Origin of the sequence: Acinetobacter sp. ANC 4805, assembly GCF_022549495.1 — a bacterium.
Classification (GTDB): domain Bacteria; phylum Pseudomonadota; class Gammaproteobacteria; order Pseudomonadales; family Moraxellaceae; genus Acinetobacter.
In genome coordinates this window covers 88,029-109,074 of sequence record NZ_JAKZGD010000012.1, presented here as the reverse complement: position 1 = coordinate 109,074, position 21,046 = coordinate 88,029, and the positions used below count along the sequence as shown (strand labels likewise).

Here is a 21,046-nt window from a genome sequence, read left to right as displayed (position 1 = left end):
GAAACAGAAGAAAACGATTTGGTTTAAGGATGAATTTAATTGCTGGGCTGATTAACTGGATGAGTCAAAATTAACTTTCGCAAGAGATCTAATAATGGCTCCCAGAGAGCCAAAAATATAGGTGACAGCATAGCCAATTGCGACATTGGCTTGGAGTTTTTGGATTTCGGCTAATGGAAGATCAAGGCGAGATAAGGCATCGCCAGCAGTCCCAATAATCGCAGATTGAGTCATCCCACCTGCAGCTAGACCTGCGGCTAAACCTTTATCAAGATGGAAAAGCTTAGCCATGATTAATACAGTAATTAAGCCACTGACAGCCATGAATACTGCTAATAAAATTTCTTTAATCGATTGAGGTCCGAGTGATTTAAAAAACTGCGGACCACTTTCAAAACCAACGGCATAAATGAATAGTGCAAAAAGAATTGCTTTCACACCATTATCGACGGGTACACCTATTAGACTTAATACAACTGCAACGAGAAGCGATCCAGCAACGCCACCGAATTGGAATTTTCCGAATTGAAATTGACCAATCCAAAATCCTATTGCTAAGGATAAGAAGAGCAGTATTTCAGGACTATGCTTTAATTCATTCTGTAACCATTCAATCATTTTATGATCTCACTTTTATTATTTGATCTACCTTTAGGCTTGAAATTTCTTTATTTTTCATGTTTTTTAAAATACTATGTGAAGTAGATGAGTGCAAATGTGTTGATTTTATTGCTATTTATTTTTATGGGTTAAATTATTCAGATAAATATCAATATTTTATTCTAATTGATATTTTTTCACGAAAATAAAAAGAACTATAATTATCTATTATTTTACTAAAGTTAAAATAAACTTACATAAATATACATGCGGAAATTGAATGAAAAGTAAATCTAAAATTGACTGTTTCATTACACTGTACATCTTTTTATAACCATTAAATTTTTATAAAGCTCTTATTTCACGTTCATGTAAAACATCAATGATTTTGATAAAAATGTCTTTTGCAATAATAACCAAGTATGGAATTAAAAATTTTTATAAAGGTTCCATTATTCATGTCTTATTCCCACCATGTGTAGGGGGGGCAACGATGACTATTTATTGAATAAGAGCTTCTTATACACTGCCTGAAAAATGATATGAATCAGTGGATTACTCTACTAAATGCTTTAAATAAGGAATTTTGATAACATTAATTAGAAATATAAATTTACAAATCGCTCTTTTGAGATGAATCAAATGTCAATTTTTAAATCATGATTGTCAATATATTTATTACGGTTTTTGTTAGATTGTATAAAATAATGTATATCAAATCACATTTTTTTGCAAAAAGTGCAAACGCATTCTTTTTTTACAATAACGCAATTTATTCAGCAAGGAACTCCTTTATGAAGATCAAACTATTCGTGGGTGCATTAATTGCATTAGGCGCAACTAATGTAGCAATGGCAGCTGAGACAATTACATTTCAGGGCACCATTGATTCAAATACGTGTACCGTAGGTGTTGGTGGTACAGCTTCGCCAACAGTGACTTTGCCAACAGTTGGTGTGGCAAGTCTTGATACTGCAGGGAAAACAGCGGGAGCAACGCCATTTACAATTAATATTTCAGGTTGTAGTGCAACAGCTGATGATGTTGCTGTACGTTTTGCTGCTCATAATCCAGATGGTGCAAACCTTGGATTAACACCTGCATCAACTGCAACCAATGTTTCTGTTCAATTATTAAGTGGTAGTGCAGGTAGTACGCCTATTGCCTTTAATACAGGGATTGCGACTTCGGCTACAGCTACTACATCAGGTGGATCAGCAGCATATAATTTGACAGCTCAATATTATGCGAAAGCTGTTGCTGGTGCGGGGAGTGTAACTGCTGTTACTGATTATGAAGTTATTTATCCATAATAATTTTTATCAGCTATATGCTTGTTTGAACAAGCATATAGCGAAGCTTTTTCTTTTAAGAAAATAAAGAAGGAAAATACTGTGGTGATAACTTCAAGATTTTGGATTGGTTTGCTGTATTGGTGTGGTGCATTGTGCAGTGTTCAACTTTCCCATGCTGATGTTGTTATGACAGGGACTCGTGTTATTTTTCCTGCAGAGACGCAGCAAAAAACATTGCAATTTAGTAATAATAGCAATTTAAGTTTTTTGGTTCAGGTCTGGCTTGATAAAGGCAATATGGATTCAACACCAGAAACAGCAGATGCTCCCTTTAGTGTGAATCCTCAGGTATTTCGTATTAATCCAAATACTGGGCAAATGGCGCGTTTAACTTATATTGGTGATGATAAGTTACCAAAAGATCGGGAATCAATTTTTTATTTGAATTTCAAACAAATCCCAGCGATGGATAAAAAAATGAGTGATGAGAATAGATTAGTATTACTTGTTAAAAATCGTCTCAAAGTTTTTTATCGTCCAAATACGATTGTAGGTAAAGTCCAAGATCTTCCTCAGGCATTGAACTTTAATATATCGCATGATCAGCAAGGTTCATGGTTAGAAATTCAAAATCCAACAGGATATTACGCTAATTTAACCCGAGCGACAGTCAAGATCGGCTCAAAAGAAATTAAAACGAAAAGCATTTCAATGATTGCGCCGAAATCAAGTGAAAAGTGGTTATTAGAGCAAAATATCTCTGCAACTGATCAAGCTAAAGTGACAGTGCGTTTGGTGAATGATTATGGTGCTTATGTTCATTACGATATCAAAGCACAAAAATAATCATAAACATGGAAAGACGAATATGGCTAAACATATCCATTTGGTACTTCATTCTTCTTTGTCTGTTATTGTCAATTGTTTTTTTTTGCAAACAGTGTATGCAGCGCAAACAGAAGTGGTAAATACTAAAACTGAAAAATCAGAAGAGCTTTATACCTTTGACCCCAATTTATTTAAGGGGAGTGGTTTAAGTGCTCGGCTTATTGAGCGTTTTAATCATCCTGATCAGGTAGAGGAAGGATCTTATACCGTTGATATTTATGTGAATGAGCGTTTTGTTCAGCGACAAAGTTTATATTTTTCTAAAAATGAAGATGCCAATGAAAGTGTGCAAGCATGTTTATCAACAAGTTTGCTTGAAACAGCGGGAATTATTGGTGATCTTGAGTTTCGACAATTACGAGAGACTAATCCTCAGGCAATTAATGATATCAAGTGTCTAACTTTAGCGCAGGTTGCTAAAGGAAGCCAAAGTACCTTTGATTTTTCATTATTACGTTTGAACTTGACTGTGCCGCAAAGTTTTATGAAAAATATTCCACGCGGTTATGTGAACCCTTCAGAATTGAATGCAGGTTCAAGTATTGCCTTTATTAATTATACAGGGAACTACTATCACACTGAAAATCGAATCAATGATAGTAATTATGAATCCGCATTTATGAGTTTAAATGGTGGTCTGAATTTTGGTAAATGGCAATATCGACAGCAGTCCAATATTTCGATGGATAATCAACATGATACAACAATTGATCACATTCGCAGTTATGTACAGCGTCCAATAGATGCTCTGCAATCTCAATTGGTCTTAGGGCAACAATATACTTCTGGTCGATTCTTATCAGGCTTGCCCTTTAAAGGTTTGAGTTTGATGACAGATGAGCGTATGCGCCCTGATTCTATGCGTGGCTATGCGCCTGTGATTCGTGGGATTGCTCAAAGTAATGCGAAAGTATCAGTTGAGCAAAATGGTCGAGAAATCTATCAATTGACGGTTGCTCCAGGTCCATTTGAAATCAGTGATTTGTATCCAACAAACTTTGATGGAAACTTGACTGTCATTGTAACTGAAGCGGATGGCTCTAAACATTCAACAGAAGTTCCTTATGCTGCTGTACCTACGTCACTTCGATCAGGTCTTTCAAACTATAGTATCGCTGTTGGTAGAACTGATCTTGATCGCAGTGAAAATGATTTCTTCTCTGATTTAAATTATGAGCGTGGTTTGAATAACAACATCACCCTTAACAGTGGTCTACGTCTGAGTAATGATTATCAAGCTATAGCTTTAGGTAGTGTATATGGAAGTAACTTTGGTGCGTTGGGTTCCAATCTGACCTATTCAAGAGCGCGTTTACCAACTGAAACAGGGCAAGAGACTGTAGATGGATGGATGGCGAATCTAACCTATAGTAAAACCATTCAACCAACTAATACTACAATTGCCATTGCAGGTTACCGCTATTCTACGATTGGCTATCGTGAGTTTAGTGATGTCTTGGGTTTGCAGTACGCTTCAGAAAAAGGCAGCACATGGACTTCGAATAGTTACCTGCAACAATCACGTTTTCAGGTCAATGTTAGTCAACAACTAGGTGATTATGGGACATTTTATTTAGCAGGTGCAACGCAGAGTTATCGTGATGGGCGAGATCGAGATACCTCTTTTCAGGCTGGGTATAATAAAAGCTTCGGGGTTGTCAGTTTAAGCCTAAATTATACTCGTCAAAAAACATATTCACTCAATGGCGGTGAAATTAAAGAAGAGCGTTTTGATAACTTTGGTGGCTTGAGTTTACATATACCTTTGGGACGTGAACGTAATCCGTTAACCCCTACTTTAAGTGCACATTATAACAGGAGTAATGATAGTGATAATTATCAACTTGCTGTCAACGGAGCATTGGATCGTGACTACAGTCTAAATTATAACTTAGGTATGGGGGGGAACTTTAATGGTGATCAAACACTTAATGCTGGACTATATAAACGTTTTTCAAATGTTCAGTTGGGTTTCAATACATCATATAACGATCAATATTGGCAGAGATCGATCAATGCGGCTGGTGCAATCGCACTTCACTCAGGTGGGGTAACTTTTGGTCCTTATTTGGGTGAAACATTTGCATTAATTGAAGCTAAAGGTGCGAAAGTTGTGAGCTCACCGTATAGCAAGGTGGATCGATTTGGTTATGTGTTAGTACCTAATATCAACCCATTCCGTTTTAATAATATTGCACTCGATCCATCAAATATGGCGAATAACATTGAATTAGATGGTGGAGAGCAACGGATAGCACCTTATGCAGGTGCGACGGTTAAATTGAATTTTAAAACTAGAAAAGGCTACAGTGTTTTCATTCAAAGCCACCTAAATAATCAGCAAATTATTCCGATGGGTGCTGATGTACTGAATCAGGACAATGAGGTTATTGGTATGGTTGGACAAGCAGGTCAGGTCTATGTACGTATTCCAAATCAAGAGGGAATTTTAACCCTACGGTGGGGAGCTGAAAATGATCAATCATGCAAATTGCCTTACCATATCGAAAACCATCAACTTGAGCAAACGCTGATCAAATTAAATGCAGAATGTAGAATGGAGAACTAATATGAAACGACTAAATAATTTTCTGAAGTTCGGCATTGCTATATTCTCGATTTGTGTTGGGACAGATGCATGGTCGGCATGTCGTTCAGTTCATTACTTAACAGGTCTATATGCTGGTGTTAATATTGCGGGGAGTACGATTACTGAAAGTATTTCAAATACGAACGGAAGTTGGGGTAATAATAATACGACCCAAACAGAGGACAATAACTCAGCGCGTATTCCAATTGGTAATATTCATTTAATGGATGTGGCGATACAACCTGATGGAAGCTCATTGGCGATTGCGAGTGTCCCTCCAACAGACTATAAAATCCGTAATACTAATGCAGAAAGCTTATTGTGGGCATGTTCACCTGCAACTGATATGAGCAAAATTCGTTTTCTAGTCTCTGTAAATGGTGATGATCGAGTTGGTGGGTATTTTCCTGTTTCAACAGTAGATGCTGGGGGAGAGCAGAATGTATTTTATACATGGTATAAACATGTCGGTATTCGACAATATATTGATGGTGAAGTTCTAGGGCGGCAATATAAAGCCGTTCCGATTCAATATGAAACAGGTACAGGTGTTGTTGGTTGGGCAAAAGATAAGTGCCAGCCAGGGTGGCGTTGCATTCGACTTAAACATCTTCCAACAATGCAGTTTGAATTAATACGCGTCGCTGGGCAACCCCCTTTTTCAAGTGCTGCAAATACGTTCTGTAATGGTCTCACTGTACCTGGTGGAGCAACAGGTAATGATCGAGGTATGGGACAATTTGGCAATTACATCTGTAATCAACCGATTTCTTATATTACTTTGGGCGACAGTGAGCATAATGGTGCTGGTAATAATGGCGATGAACATGTGGCTTTTCCACATGATGCAATTGGTGTGACACATGATACTGCTGCAACGACATGGTATTTCTGGGGGACTGATAATGGATTCGGATATACTTTATATAACTCTGTGAATTTGAGTAATAATGCGACAGCATGTAAATTAAATATGGTGACTCCAAATGTGAATTTTGGTGCGACTACGATGACACATCTCAATAGCAATGGTGTTGTGAGTCAGAATTTTCAGGTACAAGTTGATTGTAGAGATGGTGTAGATTCAGGAACTGGTAGTGGTCAAATTGCAATTGGTATTCAACCCTCACAAGGCGCATATAATGCCGCCCAAGCATTTTCACCGACATTGGTAAATGCAAATAATGGTGTTACAGCTTTGCTTTCAGATGACTATCTAACAAATATGGCAAGAGCAAAGAATGCAGCAATTTACATTAAGTATCAGGATGCAGGTAGTTATATTAATTTACTGGGACAGCCCGGCGGTAGTGGATCTACTGTTGGTACAACAGGTAACCATAGTGTAACGTGTGGAATACTTAATAATCAGCAGTGTTATCCTGCAGTGACTTTTCCACAGGGTAATATGGCTGGTTGGTATCCAATTTTAAATAATGCAACGAGCGCCGGAATACCATTGGCAGGCTATACCCGATATAACATTGGTTACACCGCTGATTTAAAAAAAATCGATGGTGCACCAGACGTAACAAGTGGTTCTATATATTCTACAGCGATAGTGGTGGTTAAAATTCAATGAGAATGATAATCAGATTACTATGTTTCTTGATGCTATTGTCACACAATAGCATCACCTATGCAGGGTTTGCGATATCATCAAACCGCGTGATTTATAATGAATCAGAGCGTGAGCGTTCATTAGTTCTAGCAAATATTAATGATTATCCAATCGTTGCACAAACATGGGTTGATAATGGTGCGGGGTATCCGGATCAAAGTAAAGCTCCTTTTATTGTGCTTCCTGCTGTTTTTAAGATGAACCCTAAAGGTGTTCAAGCAGTACGTATTATTCATAATGGTAATACTATGCCACAGGATCGAGAATCTGTGTTCTGGCTTAATCTTTATGAAATTCCAGGTAAAACTCAGCAACAATTAAATCTTTCTGAGGAAAGCCGGGCTAGACTTGATTTAGCAATGAATACTCAGTTGAAGGTTTTTTATCGTCCTAAGTCTTTAAAACCTATGGATATTGAGCAAATTTCAGAAAAAATAATCTTTTCTATAAAAGAGGTGAATGGTAATAGGGTTCTAGTCTGTAATAATCCTACACCTTATCATCTTTCATTCATAAATATAGTTTTAAAACAAAAAGATAAGGGCTTTAAAATAAGCAATCAGGTTGGTCTAATGGTTGAACCTTTTTCGGAGAAGGTATATGAATTAGATTCAAATCCTGAGTTACCTTATTCATACCAAGTTGATTACACTCTAATTGATGATCAGGGTTATACTTTTGATGGGCTATTTCTTAGTAAATAATTTTTTAGTATTTTATAAGCAATGGAATATCGTTTCAAATGTCTCATGCACACTATGTAGGATCTGTAAGTACATCATTGTTAATGATGATTGTTGATTTTTGTATTATTAATAGACTTAATATCCCTAGAGAATGTCTTACATATTTGAATAGAAAGACATTTCAGCCTAATGATCTCACTGAGCGTATTCCATTTCAAGTGTGGAGTGATATTTTATCGCACATCTATAATCAGTATCCTATTCAAGGTTTAGGCTTGGAAATTGCAAAAAATATTCAGTTGGCTCATGCTGGTATTCTTTCCTATCTTGCATTTTCAGAGTCCAAGCTTTCGAAGGCAATCCCTGATTTTGTTGCATATAATCGTTTGGTGTATGATTTTAATATTATGCATTTAAAGTCTAATAATGATTTGGTTGAGTTAAGTTGGGGCGATGCTAGAGGGCGTCCAGGTTTGTTGGTTGATGAAACTGCAATAGCATTGTTTTATAATATTATTAAACAGGCAGTTCATCCATTGAAGGTTTCCTTAAAGTGTTTGAAGTTTATTTATTCTGCACCAGAGAATACCAGAATATATGAAGATTATTTATTCTGCACCAGAGAATACCAGAATATATGAAGATTATTTTAAATGCCCCGTATTTTTTAATGCTAGAGAGACCTCTATCGTATTTTCTTTTTCTGAGGTTGAAAAGATATCTTTAAATAGATCAGACCCGATTTTGTATAGAATCTTAAAAAAGCAGGCTGATCGGCTAATAAATCAGTTGGAAACTTATGATGGATTTGAGCAAAGATTATATGCGAGTATTAATTACTGTATAAGACAGAAAGTTATTAATACGAATGCTGTAGCTAAGTATATGGGAATATCAAATCAGAAATTAAGAAAGAGTTTGGTTGATTCAGGGATTAATTTCAACAAAGCTTTGAATAAAGTGAGAGAAGATTTGGCTAAAATGTATTTAAAGGATGAGGAAATTAATATTAGTGAAATCTCTGATTTAGTAGGATATGCTGAGCAAAGTGTTTTTCAGCGTGCTTTCAAGAGTTGGACTGGCGAAACACCATTGCAATTTAGAAAGAAAAGTAATCAGGTGAAAAGAACGACCGCTTGATGATTTTAAAAAATCTTGGCGATGAATTCTTATCTATGATGTTACTTGGTCTTCGTTTGAATATATACCTTGAAATTATTTTTCATCTCAAAGAGCACTTTGATATTAAATTATCAAAGTGCTCTTTGAAATATGTTGATAAGTATTGTGGAATGATACTGTAAGATTGAAAACTGAGCCAATCATAAAAAATTGTATGTTTTCTCTAATCCTTTTTAATATCCATCAATAAACTAAAGTTTTCTAAACGTTTTTGTGTATCATAAATATCACAAGTAAAGATAAACTCATCAACATCATATTGATTGGCAATTTTATTTAACCCTGTTTTAACCGTTTCTGGTGAGCCAATTTGTGCCATAGCATAAAAATTCTGAATTGCTATTTGTTCTGCACTACTTGCTAAACCCTGCGTCGATTCAATAGGTGGTTTTAGCTTTAAACTATGCCCACGAATTAGATTTAAAATTCGTTGGTAAGAACTGCTTGCTAAATATTGTGCTTCATCATCAGTTGCTGCGATTACAGTGGGTACACCCATGGAAACATAAGGTTGATTTAAATATTCAGAAGGCTGGAAGTTCTCACGATAAATCTGAATTGCTTGAGCTAGCATTCTTGGTGCAAAATGAGAGGCAAAAGAATAGGGAAGTCCTAGTTTAGCTGCCAGTTGTGCGCTAAATAAACTTGAGCCGAGTAACCAAACAGGAACATGGGTATTTTGTCCAGGAGTCGCAATAATTTTCTGATTTGGTTGTGGTGCTTTGAAGTATTGTAAAATTTCCATCACATCTTGGGGAAATTGTTCCTCCGTTTCTTGGCGACCGCGACGTAATGCTCGCATAGTGAGCGGATCAGTTCCAGGTGCGCGACCTAAACCGAGTTCAAAACGGTTCGGATAGAGTGTTGCTAAAGTTCCGAATTGTTCTGCAACAACAAGTGGGGCATGATTAGGGAGCATGATACCGCCAGAACCTAAACGAATCTTATGAGTATGTGCAGCAACAAATCCCAACAGAACAGCAGTGGCTGAACTGGCAATACCATCCATATTGTGATGTTCGGCTAACCAAAAACGTTCGTAACCTAGATTTTCAGCATATTGAGCAAGCTCTAGTGCATGACGAAGTGAAAACTCAATACTTTTATCATCTCTGACAGGTGCTAACTCTAGAATAGAAAATTTTATATCATGTAGTGATTTCATCATTGACTCTTAAAACCATATATCGAAATAATACGATATTGATCTGATCTTGTATATCGTTTTTATTCGATATTATGTATCAATTCATTAAAACAAAAAAAAGCGCCCGAAGGCGCCAAAAGGGTAAGCAATATTGTTTGATTATTAGTCTTTATACCAACCACGGTGATAGCCATTATCATGACGATAATTATGGCGAGAATTGTAGTAGCGGCGTTCATCATAAGAGCGGCGATTTTCATAACGACGATCATCATACGAACGACGACTTTCGTAGCGACGATCTTCATCACGATCTTGTCCTACTTTTTGACCTAAAGTCGCACCGCCTGCCGCACCTAAAGCAGCGCCAATATAACCACCATTGGTTCCAGCCACATTACGACCTACGGTGTAACCACCAGTACCACCTAAACCACCACCAATTGCAGAGCCAATCATTGCTCCTGTTTGCCCACCTAACTGTTGCCCAATTGCTGTACCGACAACACTACCTAGAGCTGATGTCGCTGCGACACGAGTTGAATTACCTGCATGGGTAACAGTCATCAACGATGAACTTGCTAAGATAATGCTACATAACCACATATTCGATTTCATGATGAAACTCCTTATCCATTCTTTTGGACAGTATTCTTTTGCTTGTGGCAAATGTAACAAGATTTCTAAGTGGAAATATGAAGCGTAATAGTTAGATTGAGAGAGTTTAATGATGGTTTTGTATATGTTCTATTACAAATGAAGGGATTATGAATAAACTATAAAAAACAAAGAGTGATGATTTTTGGAACAACTTAAAAGAGATGAATCGGGTAGAATACATGAAGTTTGAGTGAGGGTTTATTTATGCTGCTGGAAAAAATTTTGCAATCTCAGGGCTTTGGTTCACGTAAGTATTGCCAGCAGTTAATTAAAAATGGTTCTGTACAAATCGAAAATCAGGTTTGTAATAATCCTAAGCAGAATATTAATACGGAACAGCTTTGCTTTCATGTGTTTGGTGATGAATATCAATATCGAGAGCATATCTATATTGTTTTAAATAAACCACAAGGTTATGAATGCTCACATCAGGCAACACATCATAAAAGTGTATTTAGTTTATTGCCTGAAATTTTGATTCATCGAGGCATTCAGTGTGTTGGGCGTTTAGACCAAGATACAACAGGGTTATTGCTGTTAACGGATGATGGTCAATATTTACAAGCATTAACCAATCCACGAAAACATGTCCCTAAAGTGTATCATGTGACCACTGCTGATCCGATCATGCCTGAACAGAAAATGGCTTTAGAACAAGGGGTAGAATTACGTAATGAAAAAGGTATTTATGCTGCCACCAATGTTCAACTATTTTCAACACATCAATTGGCGATGACGATTCATCAAGGTGTTTATCATCAAGTCAAACGTATGTTGGCTGCGGTTGGTAATAAGGTTGAAGTTTTGCATCGACATCAAATCGGTTTACTAGAACTTCCTGAATTAAAAGAAGGTGAGTGGATCTATTTAACACCATCACAAAAACAGCTGGGTCAAAATATTGCTTTAGATGAATGATTACTTTAAGAAGCAATGAAAGGTCTTGAATTCATCATCACGAATAAAGCCCATTTGCTCATAGAGTTGGTGTGATTGGTAATTATTCTTCTGTGTTTCAAGGCTAATCCGCTGAGCATTATCGTGACGTGCAAAAAGAATGGCAGTATCAATCAATTGTTTTGCAGAGCCTTGTTTGCGATAAGATGGTGTGACATAGACATCATCTAAAATGTAATACGTTTCACAAGCAACAGAGGAAAATGCGAGATAGAGTAAAACAAAGCCAGTGAAATCATCGTCTTTAAGATGAATGAAAATGACGCTATCTTTATTGTCAAAACGATGTTTTAAAAATTGAAAAGATTGTTCGACATTCGATGACGCACCGTAGAATTGGCGGTATTCGTCAAACAAGACAGCAAGTTGATGAAGATCTTCTTTGGTCGCTCGTTTAACAATCATTCCAGTCTATCCTTACATTTATAATTTTATTTGAACTGTCAGGATAACGAAAAAAATTCAGCTTAAAAAATAAAAACTTGTTTATAAATGCAACATTGTTAACTTTTGTCACTTTCACCTAAAAGTGCATTCAGCTCTTCAAATAAATCTTCGTGATCATCTTCCATATCAATTGCGGATGGATTTTCGTTTGTTGTGGCATTTTTAGATTTACGAAGCTTAAGTAACTGCTCCATGTTGATGTTTTGGTTTTCAATTGCAAATGGAATCGACTTCGTCAGAACGACTTGCTTAAAGAAAAGACGAACGGCTTGAGCAGGGGATATGCCGAGCTGTTTAAAAACGGCAAAAGCCTGTTTCTTTTCCTGTGAATCGAGGCGAACCTGATAAACTTCTGTTTTTCGCATACAGAATAAGACCAAATATTTTTAATTATCGTCATGTATTCTAAACCATTGCAATGTAATTTCAATATTTTTGAAGTGAAAAATAGATTTTTTGTCATTACGCTGTATTTACAATGTAAGTTCAAAATTAGAACTAAAGCACATTTCTTGATTTAGAATCGGATCTATAAAATAAATTTCCTTTGCTAATAACTGTAGCGGTTGGCTAAAGTCATCATCAGCTTTATGCGCCACCATTGGATAAAAGGGGTCATTTAAAATCGGGAGACCTAAATAATTAAGGTGTACACGTAATTGATGCTGTTTCCCTGTTTTAGGTTGAAGTCGATATTTCGCATGTTGTTGGTTGTGTTCAAGTAGCTCGATGAATGTTTCCGTATTTTGAGCTTTTTCAGCATTAGTTTGCATGGTGTAGAAAGGATTTCCTTTTTCCATATGCAATTGTAAAGTTTGTGGAAAAATGATTTCAGAACGATAAGCAGCAATCGCATGATAGATTTTTTGTACTTTTCGATCGGCAAAAAGCTGTTGGTATATCCCTCTACATTCTGGTTTTTTACAGAATAAAACGACACCTGCTGTTTCTCGATCTAATCTGTGGATTGGAGTCAGTGCTTCATAGCCTGTTTGTTTTTTTAAGCGGACTAATAAAGTTTCCTGAACGTATTGTCCTGTCGGTGTCATTGTCAGGAAGTGCGGTTTATCGACCACCAGAAGATCATCATTTTCGTATAAAATTTCATGCTGAAAAGGCACATAAATTTCTTGAGCAAGGAAACGATAATAAAAAATATGGCTATTCGGCGTATAGATACTGTCTATTTTTAATTTTTCACCGTTCGCAGCGTAGATTAATTCATCGCTAAAACGTTGTTGCCATTCGCTTGATTGAATATGTGGAAAGTGTTGGCAAAGATAAGCAAAAATTGTAGGTGCAGAAATGTCATGGGGTAAAAAGACTTTACTGGCACTGACACCATTGATTAAGGGGGGAGAAAAGATAGATGCAGTAGAATCAATCATATTTAGTTAGTAAGTGACCAAGTTTATTAAGATTGCTGATTTTTATAGATATCGTGTTTAGTTTTTATCTCTTGATAGCATTGAGTGCAGACAACAGCCATATTATTAAAGTTATGGAATGAATCTGTCATACCATTTTCCTGAGTAAAAACGTATTCGCATGCCAAACACCAACCTTGTGGATTTGTTGGAGTAGAAACATTTTCAATAAAACCCAGAGGATAATTATTGTTATTTTGAATCAAATGTCCGCATACGACAGCAGCATAATTTTGACCATGACATTCGCAATGTATAAATAAAGATTCAGAAGACATTTCTATCCTTTAATATTTAGCTCATGATTGCATTAAAAAGAATCAACTTCTTTTCATAGATTAGGCTTTACCTCAGGGCAATGTTATCATAGTCAGCATCCCAATTTTGTTCTATTTGCCATGTCATATTCAGTGAAATTTACTTTAAATCATGAACAAGACACTCAATATTTTGCGCAAGTGCTTTCACAACAAGTGCATTCAGGCATTATATATTTGATTGGTGATTTAGGGGCTGGGAAAACGACATTTACGCGTTATTTTCTACAACATCTTGGGCATCAAGGTTCAGTAAAAAGTCCAACTTATACCTTGGTTGAACCCTATACCATTCAAGGCAAAGAAATTTTCCATTTCGATTTATATCGTTTAGATGATCCCTATGAATTAGAGTTGATGGGAATCCGTGACTATTTAGAAACACCTGATGCTTTATTTTTATTTGAATGGCCATCGAAAGGTGGGGATGAAATTCCTCAAGCCGATGTAATCATTGATATTCAAAAATCAGATGATGAGTTAACTCGATTTGTGACATTGACCACGACATCTGAGCCTTTAGCTCAAATTTTGCAGGAACAATTGAATGGTGCATGATTCAACTCGTCGTATTCATACCCTTGATGCTGCCTTAGCCAACCAGATTGCTGCGGGTGAGGTGATTGAACGTCCATCATCAGTTGTTAAAGAATTATTAGAAAATGCAATCGATGCTGGCGCAACCGAACTTATTATTCGGGTGGCGCAAGGTGGTTCGACTCTGATTGAAATCATTGATAATGGCCATGGAATTCATCCTGAAGATTTACCATTAGCGGTGATGCGGCATGCTACAAGTAAAATTAAAACATCGGAAGACTTGCATGCGATTGTTAGTTTAGGCTTTCGTGGAGAGGCATTAGCTTCGATTGCTGCGGTATCACGTTTAACTTTAACCAGTAGTCAAGATGAGCAAGGTATCGGCTATCAAGTTGAAGTCAATGGAACGGCTTTTGATCATCAGCAAATACAGGCCGTTGCAGCACAAAAAGGTACACATATCCGTGTGCAGGACTTATTTTTTAATGTGCCTGCTCGCCGTAAATTTTTAAAAAAACCAAGCACAGAATTTGGTCATATTGAAGAAATAGTTCGCCGTTTGGCTTTGACTCATTTTGAAATTCGTTTTGTACTCGAACATAACGATAATATTCGTTTGAATTTACCCATCGCAGATAGTGGTGAATTACGTTATCAACGAGTGCAACAATTATTGGGTCAAGCATTTATCCAAAATGCATATTGGATTGATGCAGAAAGTATCAATATGCGTTTGTCTGGTTGGTTGGGGCATCCTTCAGATGCACGTGCGCAAGCAGATTTACAATATGTATATGTGAATGGGCGTATTGTGAAAGATAAAACCATTTCACATGCTTTGCGTATGGCTTATGAAGGTATTTTGCATGGGCATCAACATTCCTCTTATTTGTTGTTTTTAGAAGTTGACCCTGAAAATATCGATGTCAATGTACATCCAACCAAACATGAAATTCGCTTTTTAAATCAACGTGAAGTGCATGAGTTTGTACGTCATTATGCTAAAGCAACATTGTCGCAATTTCAAACAGCAAGCACTGATTTAGCCCAAGCCATGAAAATGGATGATGCCGCGACAGAGAATTTTAATTATCAGCCACAACCGAAATACCAAGAACAATTTAATTTACATCGTGCAATTGTAGAATCTGAGCCACAAGCCAATCAGCAAGTAGAAATATCAACAGATTTATTGACGGACTTTAATCACAGTCGTCCACAAGCGGTGCAATATCATTCAGTCCCACAACAACCTCATTATAATGGTACGGCACAACTAAATAATGCACTCAAAACTTATTTAGCACCTTTGCGTGATGAGCAAATCCCTTACGCTGCTACAACCGCAGCTCATTCCTTTGATAAAGAGCGGGCAATAGATGATCAAACGATGCCTTCTCGTGTTGATGAATTTCCATTAGGCATCGCAATTGCTCAGCTTCATGGTATTTATATTTTGGCGCAAAATACCGAAGGTTTGATTATTGTCGATATGCATGCAGCGCATGAGCGTATTCTGCTACAACAAATGAAAGCTGCATGGGATAAACCTGAATTCTGGACGTCACAACAGCTACTGATTCCAAAAATAGTGTCGATCACACGAATGCAAGCCACCCGTGTTGAGGAGTTGCAGTCACAATTGCAACGTTTAGGATTGGAAATTGATCAGTATGGTGATGAGCAGGTGATTGTTCGTGGTGTGCCTGCGATTTTGCACAAAGCAGATTTTGGTCATTTAATTCCTGAATTGTTAAATGATCTTGACCCGAATGATGAAGCGAGAGGTTTATTGCAAAAACGTGATGAACTATTAGCGGGGATGGCGTGTCATGGTGCAGTACGTGCACATCGCCAGTTAAGTCTATCCGAAATGAATGCTTTATTGCGTCAAATGGAACAGACTGAGTTTGCGAGCCAATGTAATCATGGGCGTCCAACTTGGCGTGCGTTTCCATTACATCAATTAGATAAATTATTTGCTCGAGGAGAGTAGTTTTACATGTCAAATCAATTGCCCGTCATCAATTTAATGGGACCTACCGCAAGTGGTAAAACCGCATTGGCATGTGAACTTTATGAGCGTGGTAATTTTGAACTAATTTCTGTGGATTCAGCTTTAGTCTATAAAGACATGGATATCGGGACTGCAAAGCCCACTAAAGAGGAGCAAGCACAATATCCGCATCATTTAATTGATATTATTACGCCACTAGAGGTGTATTCAGCAGCACAATTTGTTGAAGATGTTTGTCCACTGATTGATGATATGCATTCGCGAGGAAAAACACCAATTTTGGTTGGTGGAACTATGCTATATTTTAAATCGTTGCTTGAAGGGCTTGCCGATAATCTGCCAAATGCTGATCAAAGCATACGTGATGCAATTATTGCAAAAGCTGAACAAGAAGGCTGGCAAGCTGTTTATGAGGAGTTGGTTACAGTTGATCCTGTTGCTGGTGAGAAATTTAAGGTTTCTGATAAGCAAAGAATTATTCGGGCGCTAGAGGTATATCGCATTACAGGTGAACCAATAACAAAATTACAAGCTGAACAGCCTAAAAACCAACCATATCGTTACATATTTCATAATTACGCGCTCATGCCAGATCGGGTAGAATTACATCAACGCATTGAACAACGGTTAAGTAAAATGTGGAGCATTGGTTTTTTAAATGAAGTAGAGGACTTAATTAGAAAATACGATTTAAATGATAATTTACCATCCATGCGGTCTGTCGGTTATCGTCAAGCTTTAGATTTTTTATTAAAAAGTGACTTAAGTCTCAAAAATAAAGTAGAAATGGAGAACAAAGCGTTATTTGCGACACGGCAACTTGCCAAACGTCAATACACTTGGTTACGTTCTTTGCAAGAAATACACGATTTTAAAACTTATGTGACGATAAAGCAGGCGAAAGAAGACTTGCGAAACTTCTTTGGATAAAGCAAAATTCGCAGGCTGTCTTTTTATAATTTTTAGTTGAAAAATAAAGATAGTTTTTTTGCGCTGATTTAAAATTTTTTGGAGTTAAAAATGTCTAAAGGTCAAACTTTACAAGATCCGTTCTTAAATTCTCTCCGTAAAGAACGTATTCCAGTTTCTATTTTCCTCGTAAACGGTATTAAATTACAGGGGCATATTGAGTCGTTTGACCAATATGTAGTTTTATTAAAAAACACTGTAAGCCAAATGGTTTATAAACACGCGATTTCTACAGTTGTTCCTGCGCGTAACCCACGTCCAGCTGGCGCTCAAGGTTCTACTGGTGGCTTCCCAGCTCAAGGCGCTACAGGCGGCTTTGGTGGTCAAGGCGCTACAGGCGGCTTTGGTGGTCAAGGTGGCGGCTTTGGTGGTGGTCAAGGTGGTGGCTTCGGTGGTCAAGGTGGCTTCGGTGGTCAAGGTGGTGGCTTCGGTGGCCAAGGTGGCTTCGGTGGTCAAGGTGGTGGCTTCGGTGGTCAAGGTGGCTTCGGTGGTCAAGGTGGCTTCGGTCATCAAGGTGGCTTCGATAGCGAAACTAAATTTGAAGATGGTCAAGAAGACGAAAACAATCGTTAATTGATCAATGATCTTTAAAAGAATGCCAGTCTCACGATAGACTGGCATTTTTTTGTGTCTTAGAAAGTTAGAATAAATATTATGGAAATGATTGTTGCTGCTGCGAGTTGTAGTGTTCTCGTCTCAATTCTATTGAAATACCTTAAAACAAAAGGGTTTGATATTTTTCAAATGATTGCATGGAATTATTTGAGTGCGAGCATTTTATGTTTTTATTGGTTTAAAACGGATATTAGCCATATTTCTTGGAATCATACCCCTTGGTGGTTGATTTTCATTTTAGCGATCTTATTGCCGAGTATTTTTTTATGTTTGGCTAAATCATTACAATTTGCAGGGATTCTTAAAACTGAAATTGCCCAACGCTTAGCCGTTATTCTTTCATTATTAGCTGCTTATTTTATTTTTGGTGAACATTTTAGCCAGCTCAAATTGGTTGGTGTAGTTCTCGGTGTAATTGCCGTTCTATCAATTATTATTGGACAAGTGACTGAAAAAGCCACCAAAGGATTAAACTTAACATCAGCTTTATTTCTATTTAGTGTTTGGGCAGGTTATGCAGCGATTGATGTTCTTTTGAAATATAGTAGTAGTTTGGGATTGCAGTCTGCTGTCACACTGAATCTTGCCTTTATCGGTGCTTTTATTTTATCGATTATTTATCTTGCAGTCACTCAGCCCAATTGGCAGCCTAAAAATATTTTTACTGGCTTAATCTTGGGAGGATTAAATTTCGCTAATATCGCTTTATATGTCAAAGCTCATATGATTTTTAAGGAAACACCTGCCATTGTGTTTGCAGGTATGAATATCCTTGTCGTTGTACTGGGGGTACTGAGCGGCATCGTATTATTTAATGAACGATTAAAAGCTTATACGTGGGTTGGATTGATTACTGGAGTGATTGCGGTATTGTGCTTAGCGAAGGCAATGATGTAAGGGAATCGTATGACTCCCTTAACTAAAAAATTATAAACGGGTAAAAATGACCTGATCGGGTAAGCGTGATTTAGGCAATTTTGCATTGAAATCACTGTCACTACGATAACCTAAAGCGACGATGACGGATGCCTTCAAGCCTTTTTCTGTGAGTTTAAATTCGTTATTCAACGTATCTCGATCAAACCCTTCCATTGGTGTTGCATCAATACCTTCTAGCCCCGCTGCAAAAAGGAGTTGTCCAAGTGCAAGGTAGGTTTGATTCTCCATCCAAGATGATAGGTTTTTTAGTTCATTACGGTAGAACTCAACATAACCATGACGGGTATCACGTTGCCCTTGTTTGGCAGCTTCATCTTTAAAGCGACCACTAGCATCATCTTGTTGTAAGAGTTGTTCTAAATATTCAGAGGAAATATCAGTACGAGTACAGAATACGAGGGTGTGCGAAGAATGAAGCACTTTAGCGGCATTATAGACATAATTCCCTGTCAGTGCTGATGCAATACGTTGTTTCGCTTCATCAGATTCCGCAACTAGAAAATGCCAAGGTTGAATATTCACTGAAGAAGGGCTGAAACGTAATACTTCTAAAAGTTTTTCAAACTGCGTTTGAGGAATTTTTTTCTCTGCATCATAAGCTTTTGTCGCGTAACGTGTTTTTGCTGTAACTAAAGTGTCCATTGAGAATAAACCAAACCAAAAAATTTAATTTATTTTACTTGATATAAATTTTGCTGAAAGTAGCGAAATGTGATTTCTATATCGTTTTGAGCTGAATGGATCGGAAATCAGTAAGTCCACTGTTTAAAATCTAATGGATTATTTTCTAGAGGATTTATTTCTAAAACCCAAGCTGAATCTGCTCGCCAATCACCTAAAACAATGCGTTGTTTGTTGAGTACATGCTGAATATCTGGACGATGAGTATGCCCATGAATTAAATAATCGACAGGCGTGATGACTGATTCTACCGCTTGCGTATTCACATCCATAATATCGTAGCTTTTTAATTGTGTGGTTTCGCTACTTTTTTTACGGAAACCATTAGCAAGTTTTTGTCTGAAACTCAAAGGAGTACGTTTTAAGAAACCGAGCAAAATGGGGTTGCGAATTATTTTACGGAAACGTTGGTAGCCAATATCATCTGTGCACAAGGCATCGCCGTGTTCGAGTCGAAATTTTTTGTGATCAATCTCTAGTGTATAAACATCAGGTAGTAGAATACCGTCGAATTGATTTAAAAACTTCAGACCTAAGGCAAAATCTCGATTACCTACTTGGAAATATACTTGATTGCCTGCTGCAGCGAATACTTGTAAAGCGCTGACAATTTCATCTAACCACGGTGCAGTGTAATCGTCACCAATCCAAGCATTAAACCAATCGCCTAGAATATAAAGTTGGGTATTTTTATTTTGATATTCTGTCATTAAAGCTAAAAACCCTCGAATGAGCCGAGGATGATCAGGTGACAAGTGTAGATCTGAGATAAATAGATAGGTCACACTTTTTTCCTTTTAATCTCCCTAAATCCCTCTTTAAAAAGAGGGACTTTCCTCCCTTTATAAAGGGAGGTTAGGAGGGATTATTACTCAGCAATAATTTTAGCTGATTCAATCACAACGTTTTCTAAAGGAACATCAGCGTGATAGCCGCGGTTGCCAGTACGAACGCCTTTGATCGCTTCTACAATATCAAGACCTTCAACAACTTTACCAAATACTGCATAACCCCAGCCTTGTGCGGTTGGCGCTGTGTGGTTCAGGAAAGAGTTGTTTTTAACGTTAATAAAGAATTGAGCAGATGCAGAGTGAGGAGCTTGAGTACGCGCCATCGCAATTGTGCCTTCATCGTTACTTAAGCCGTTGTCAGCTTCATTTTCGATTGAGTCACGTGTTGCTTTTTCTTTGAAGTTTTCGTCCATGCCACCACCTTGGATCATAAAACCATCAATCACACGGTGGAAAATTACGCCGTCATAGAAACCGTCGCGTACATATTCTAAGAAATTTGCAACCGTTTTTGGTGCTTTTTCAGCGTTAAGCTCAAGAACAATACGACCTTTGTTGGTATTTAATTCGACTTGAGGAAAACTCATTACATTAATCTCCTAAACATGGGCTTGTGACCATGGGTTTTTGGTTGAGAGAAGCATAAGCAAACTGTAAACTACAAGGCAAGTAAAAAA

At 37.3% G+C, this 21,046-nt stretch carries 22 protein-coding genes and 1 pseudogene; 13 read left to right on the top strand and 10 right to left on the bottom strand.

What is annotated here, in order from left to right; translation table 11 throughout:
- Nucleotides 1-90 precede the first annotated feature (90 nt).
- Nucleotides 91-618, bottom strand: a pseudogene (locus MMP60_RS14875) (aspartate-alanine antiporter); the annotation flags it as partial.
- Nucleotides 619-1,394: 776 nt separating this feature from the next.
- Between MMP60_RS14875 and MMP60_RS14870 the strand changes: the two are divergent.
- The 7 genes from MMP60_RS14870 to MMP60_RS14840 all read left to right on the top strand — a co-directional run bounded on the left by MMP60_RS14870 (nt 1,395) and on the right by MMP60_RS14840 (nt 8,820).
- Nucleotides 1,395-1,913, top strand: coding sequence for a fimbrial protein (locus tag MMP60_RS14870; protein ID WP_241337122.1), 519 nt, complete (start codon nt 1,395-1,397; stop codon nt 1,911-1,913).
- 84 nt (nt 1,914-1,997) lie between these two features.
- On the top strand, nt 1,998-2,741 hold the full coding sequence (locus tag MMP60_RS14865) for a molecular chaperone (RefSeq protein ID WP_241337121.1): 744 nt from the start codon (nt 1,998-2,000) through the stop codon (nt 2,739-2,741).
- Nucleotides 2,742-2,763: 22 nt separating this feature from the next.
- The gene (locus MMP60_RS14860; protein ID WP_241337120.1) at nt 2,764-5,352 is read left to right on the top strand and encodes a fimbria/pilus outer membrane usher protein; all 2,589 of its coding nucleotides are present in this window, start codon (nt 2,764-2,766) and stop codon (nt 5,350-5,352) included.
- A 1-nt stretch (nt 5,353) separates the two neighbouring features.
- Nucleotides 5,354-6,955, top strand: a complete 1,602-nt coding sequence (locus MMP60_RS14855; protein ID WP_241337119.1) for a fimbrial protein — start codon at nt 5,354-5,356, stop codon at nt 6,953-6,955.
- Nucleotides 6,952-7,698: a molecular chaperone gene (locus MMP60_RS14850; protein WP_241337118.1), complete on the top strand. Its 747-nt coding sequence runs from the start codon at nt 6,952-6,954 to the stop codon at nt 7,696-7,698. Before MMP60_RS14855 ends, MMP60_RS14850 begins: the two co-directional genes overlap by 4 nt.
- 38 nt (nt 7,699-7,736) lie before the next feature.
- Nucleotides 7,737-8,321 (top strand): AraC family transcriptional regulator ligand-binding domain-containing protein, encoded by a 585-nt coding sequence (locus tag MMP60_RS14845; protein ID WP_241337117.1) that lies wholly within the window; start codon nt 7,737-7,739, stop codon nt 8,319-8,321.
- Nucleotides 8,278-8,820 carry an AraC family transcriptional regulator gene (locus tag MMP60_RS14840; RefSeq protein WP_241337116.1) on the top strand — a complete coding sequence of 181 codons (543 nt, stop codon included), beginning with the start codon at nt 8,278-8,280 and terminating at the stop codon, nt 8,818-8,820. The genes MMP60_RS14845 and MMP60_RS14840 overlap by 44 nt, the downstream gene beginning before the upstream one ends.
- Nucleotides 8,821-9,025: 205 nt before the next feature.
- Here the strand turns inward: MMP60_RS14840 and MMP60_RS14835 are convergent, their stop codons facing one another.
- Complete coding sequence (locus MMP60_RS14835) at nt 9,026-10,027, bottom strand: LLM class flavin-dependent oxidoreductase (protein WP_241337115.1); 1,002 nt, start codon at nt 10,025-10,027, stop codon at nt 9,026-9,028.
- Between the two features lie 144 nt (nt 10,028-10,171).
- Nucleotides 10,172-10,627, bottom strand: a complete 456-nt coding sequence (locus MMP60_RS14830; RefSeq protein ID WP_241337114.1) for a hypothetical protein — start codon at nt 10,625-10,627, stop codon at nt 10,172-10,174.
- Nucleotides 10,628-10,873: 246 nt separating this feature from the next.
- On the opposite strand from MMP60_RS14830, the gene MMP60_RS14825 reads away from it, so the two are divergent.
- Nucleotides 10,874-11,587 carry a pseudouridine synthase gene (locus MMP60_RS14825; RefSeq protein ID WP_241337113.1) on the top strand — a complete coding sequence of 238 codons (714 nt, stop codon included), beginning with the start codon at nt 10,874-10,876 and terminating at the stop codon, nt 11,585-11,587.
- Here the strand turns inward: MMP60_RS14825 and MMP60_RS14820 are convergent, their stop codons facing one another.
- From MMP60_RS14820 to MMP60_RS14805, 4 genes are all read right to left on the bottom strand, one after another.
- Nucleotides 11,588-12,031 carry a GNAT family N-acetyltransferase gene (locus MMP60_RS14820; RefSeq protein ID WP_241337112.1) on the bottom strand — a complete coding sequence of 148 codons (444 nt, stop codon included), beginning with the start codon at nt 12,029-12,031 and terminating at the stop codon, nt 11,588-11,590. It abuts the gene before it with no gap.
- 98 nt (nt 12,032-12,129) lie between these two features.
- Nucleotides 12,130-12,438, bottom strand: coding sequence for a type II toxin-antitoxin system RelB/DinJ family antitoxin (locus MMP60_RS14815; protein WP_241337111.1), 309 nt, complete (start codon nt 12,436-12,438; stop codon nt 12,130-12,132).
- Between the two features lie 108 nt (nt 12,439-12,546).
- Nucleotides 12,547-13,461, bottom strand: coding sequence for a pseudouridine synthase (locus tag MMP60_RS14810; RefSeq protein ID WP_241337110.1), 915 nt, complete (start codon nt 13,459-13,461; stop codon nt 12,547-12,549).
- A 26-nt stretch (nt 13,462-13,487) separates the two neighbouring features.
- A complete protein-coding gene (locus tag MMP60_RS14805; protein WP_018678103.1) occupies nt 13,488-13,778 on the bottom strand; it encodes a hypothetical protein in 291 nt (96 codons plus the stop codon).
- Nucleotides 13,779-13,898: 120 nt separating this feature from the next.
- Here MMP60_RS14805 and tsaE point away from each other — a divergent pair, with 120 nt between their 5' ends.
- From tsaE to MMP60_RS14780, 5 genes are all read left to right on the top strand, one after another.
- Nucleotides 13,899-14,375 carry a tRNA (adenosine(37)-N6)-threonylcarbamoyltransferase complex ATPase subunit type 1 TsaE gene (tsaE, locus tag MMP60_RS14800; protein WP_241337109.1) on the top strand — a complete coding sequence of 159 codons (477 nt, stop codon included), beginning with the start codon at nt 13,899-13,901 and terminating at the stop codon, nt 14,373-14,375.
- Nucleotides 14,365-16,353, top strand: a complete 1,989-nt coding sequence (mutL, locus tag MMP60_RS14795; protein ID WP_241337108.1) for a DNA mismatch repair endonuclease MutL — start codon at nt 14,365-14,367, stop codon at nt 16,351-16,353. The genes tsaE and mutL overlap by 11 nt, the downstream gene beginning before the upstream one ends.
- Nucleotides 16,354-16,359: 6 nt before the next feature.
- The gene (miaA, locus tag MMP60_RS14790) at nt 16,360-17,304 is read left to right on the top strand and encodes a tRNA (adenosine(37)-N6)-dimethylallyltransferase MiaA (RefSeq protein WP_241337107.1); all 945 of its coding nucleotides are present in this window, start codon (nt 16,360-16,362) and stop codon (nt 17,302-17,304) included.
- A gap of 90 nt (nt 17,305-17,394) precedes the next feature.
- Complete coding sequence (gene hfq, locus MMP60_RS14785) at nt 17,395-17,916, top strand: RNA chaperone Hfq (protein ID WP_241337106.1); 522 nt, start codon at nt 17,395-17,397, stop codon at nt 17,914-17,916.
- 81 nt (nt 17,917-17,997) lie between these two features.
- The gene (locus MMP60_RS14780) at nt 17,998-18,855 is read left to right on the top strand and encodes a DMT family transporter (protein ID WP_241337105.1); all 858 of its coding nucleotides are present in this window, start codon (nt 17,998-18,000) and stop codon (nt 18,853-18,855) included.
- Between the two features lie 30 nt (nt 18,856-18,885).
- Here the strand turns inward: MMP60_RS14780 and nfsB are convergent, their stop codons facing one another.
- The 3 genes from nfsB to MMP60_RS14765 all read right to left on the bottom strand — a co-directional run bounded on the left by nfsB (nt 18,886) and on the right by MMP60_RS14765 (nt 20,956).
- Nucleotides 18,886-19,539 carry an oxygen-insensitive NAD(P)H nitroreductase gene (nfsB, locus tag MMP60_RS14775; RefSeq protein WP_241337104.1) on the bottom strand — a complete coding sequence of 218 codons (654 nt, stop codon included), beginning with the start codon at nt 19,537-19,539 and terminating at the stop codon, nt 18,886-18,888.
- A gap of 107 nt (nt 19,540-19,646) precedes the next feature.
- The gene (locus MMP60_RS14770; RefSeq protein WP_241337103.1) at nt 19,647-20,363 is read right to left on the bottom strand and encodes a UDP-2,3-diacylglucosamine diphosphatase; all 717 of its coding nucleotides are present in this window, start codon (nt 20,361-20,363) and stop codon (nt 19,647-19,649) included.
- An 83-nt stretch (nt 20,364-20,446) separates the two neighbouring features.
- Nucleotides 20,447-20,956 carry a peptidylprolyl isomerase gene (locus tag MMP60_RS14765; protein WP_241337102.1) on the bottom strand — a complete coding sequence of 170 codons (510 nt, stop codon included), beginning with the start codon at nt 20,954-20,956 and terminating at the stop codon, nt 20,447-20,449.
- Nucleotides 20,957-21,046: the final 90 nt, after the last annotated feature.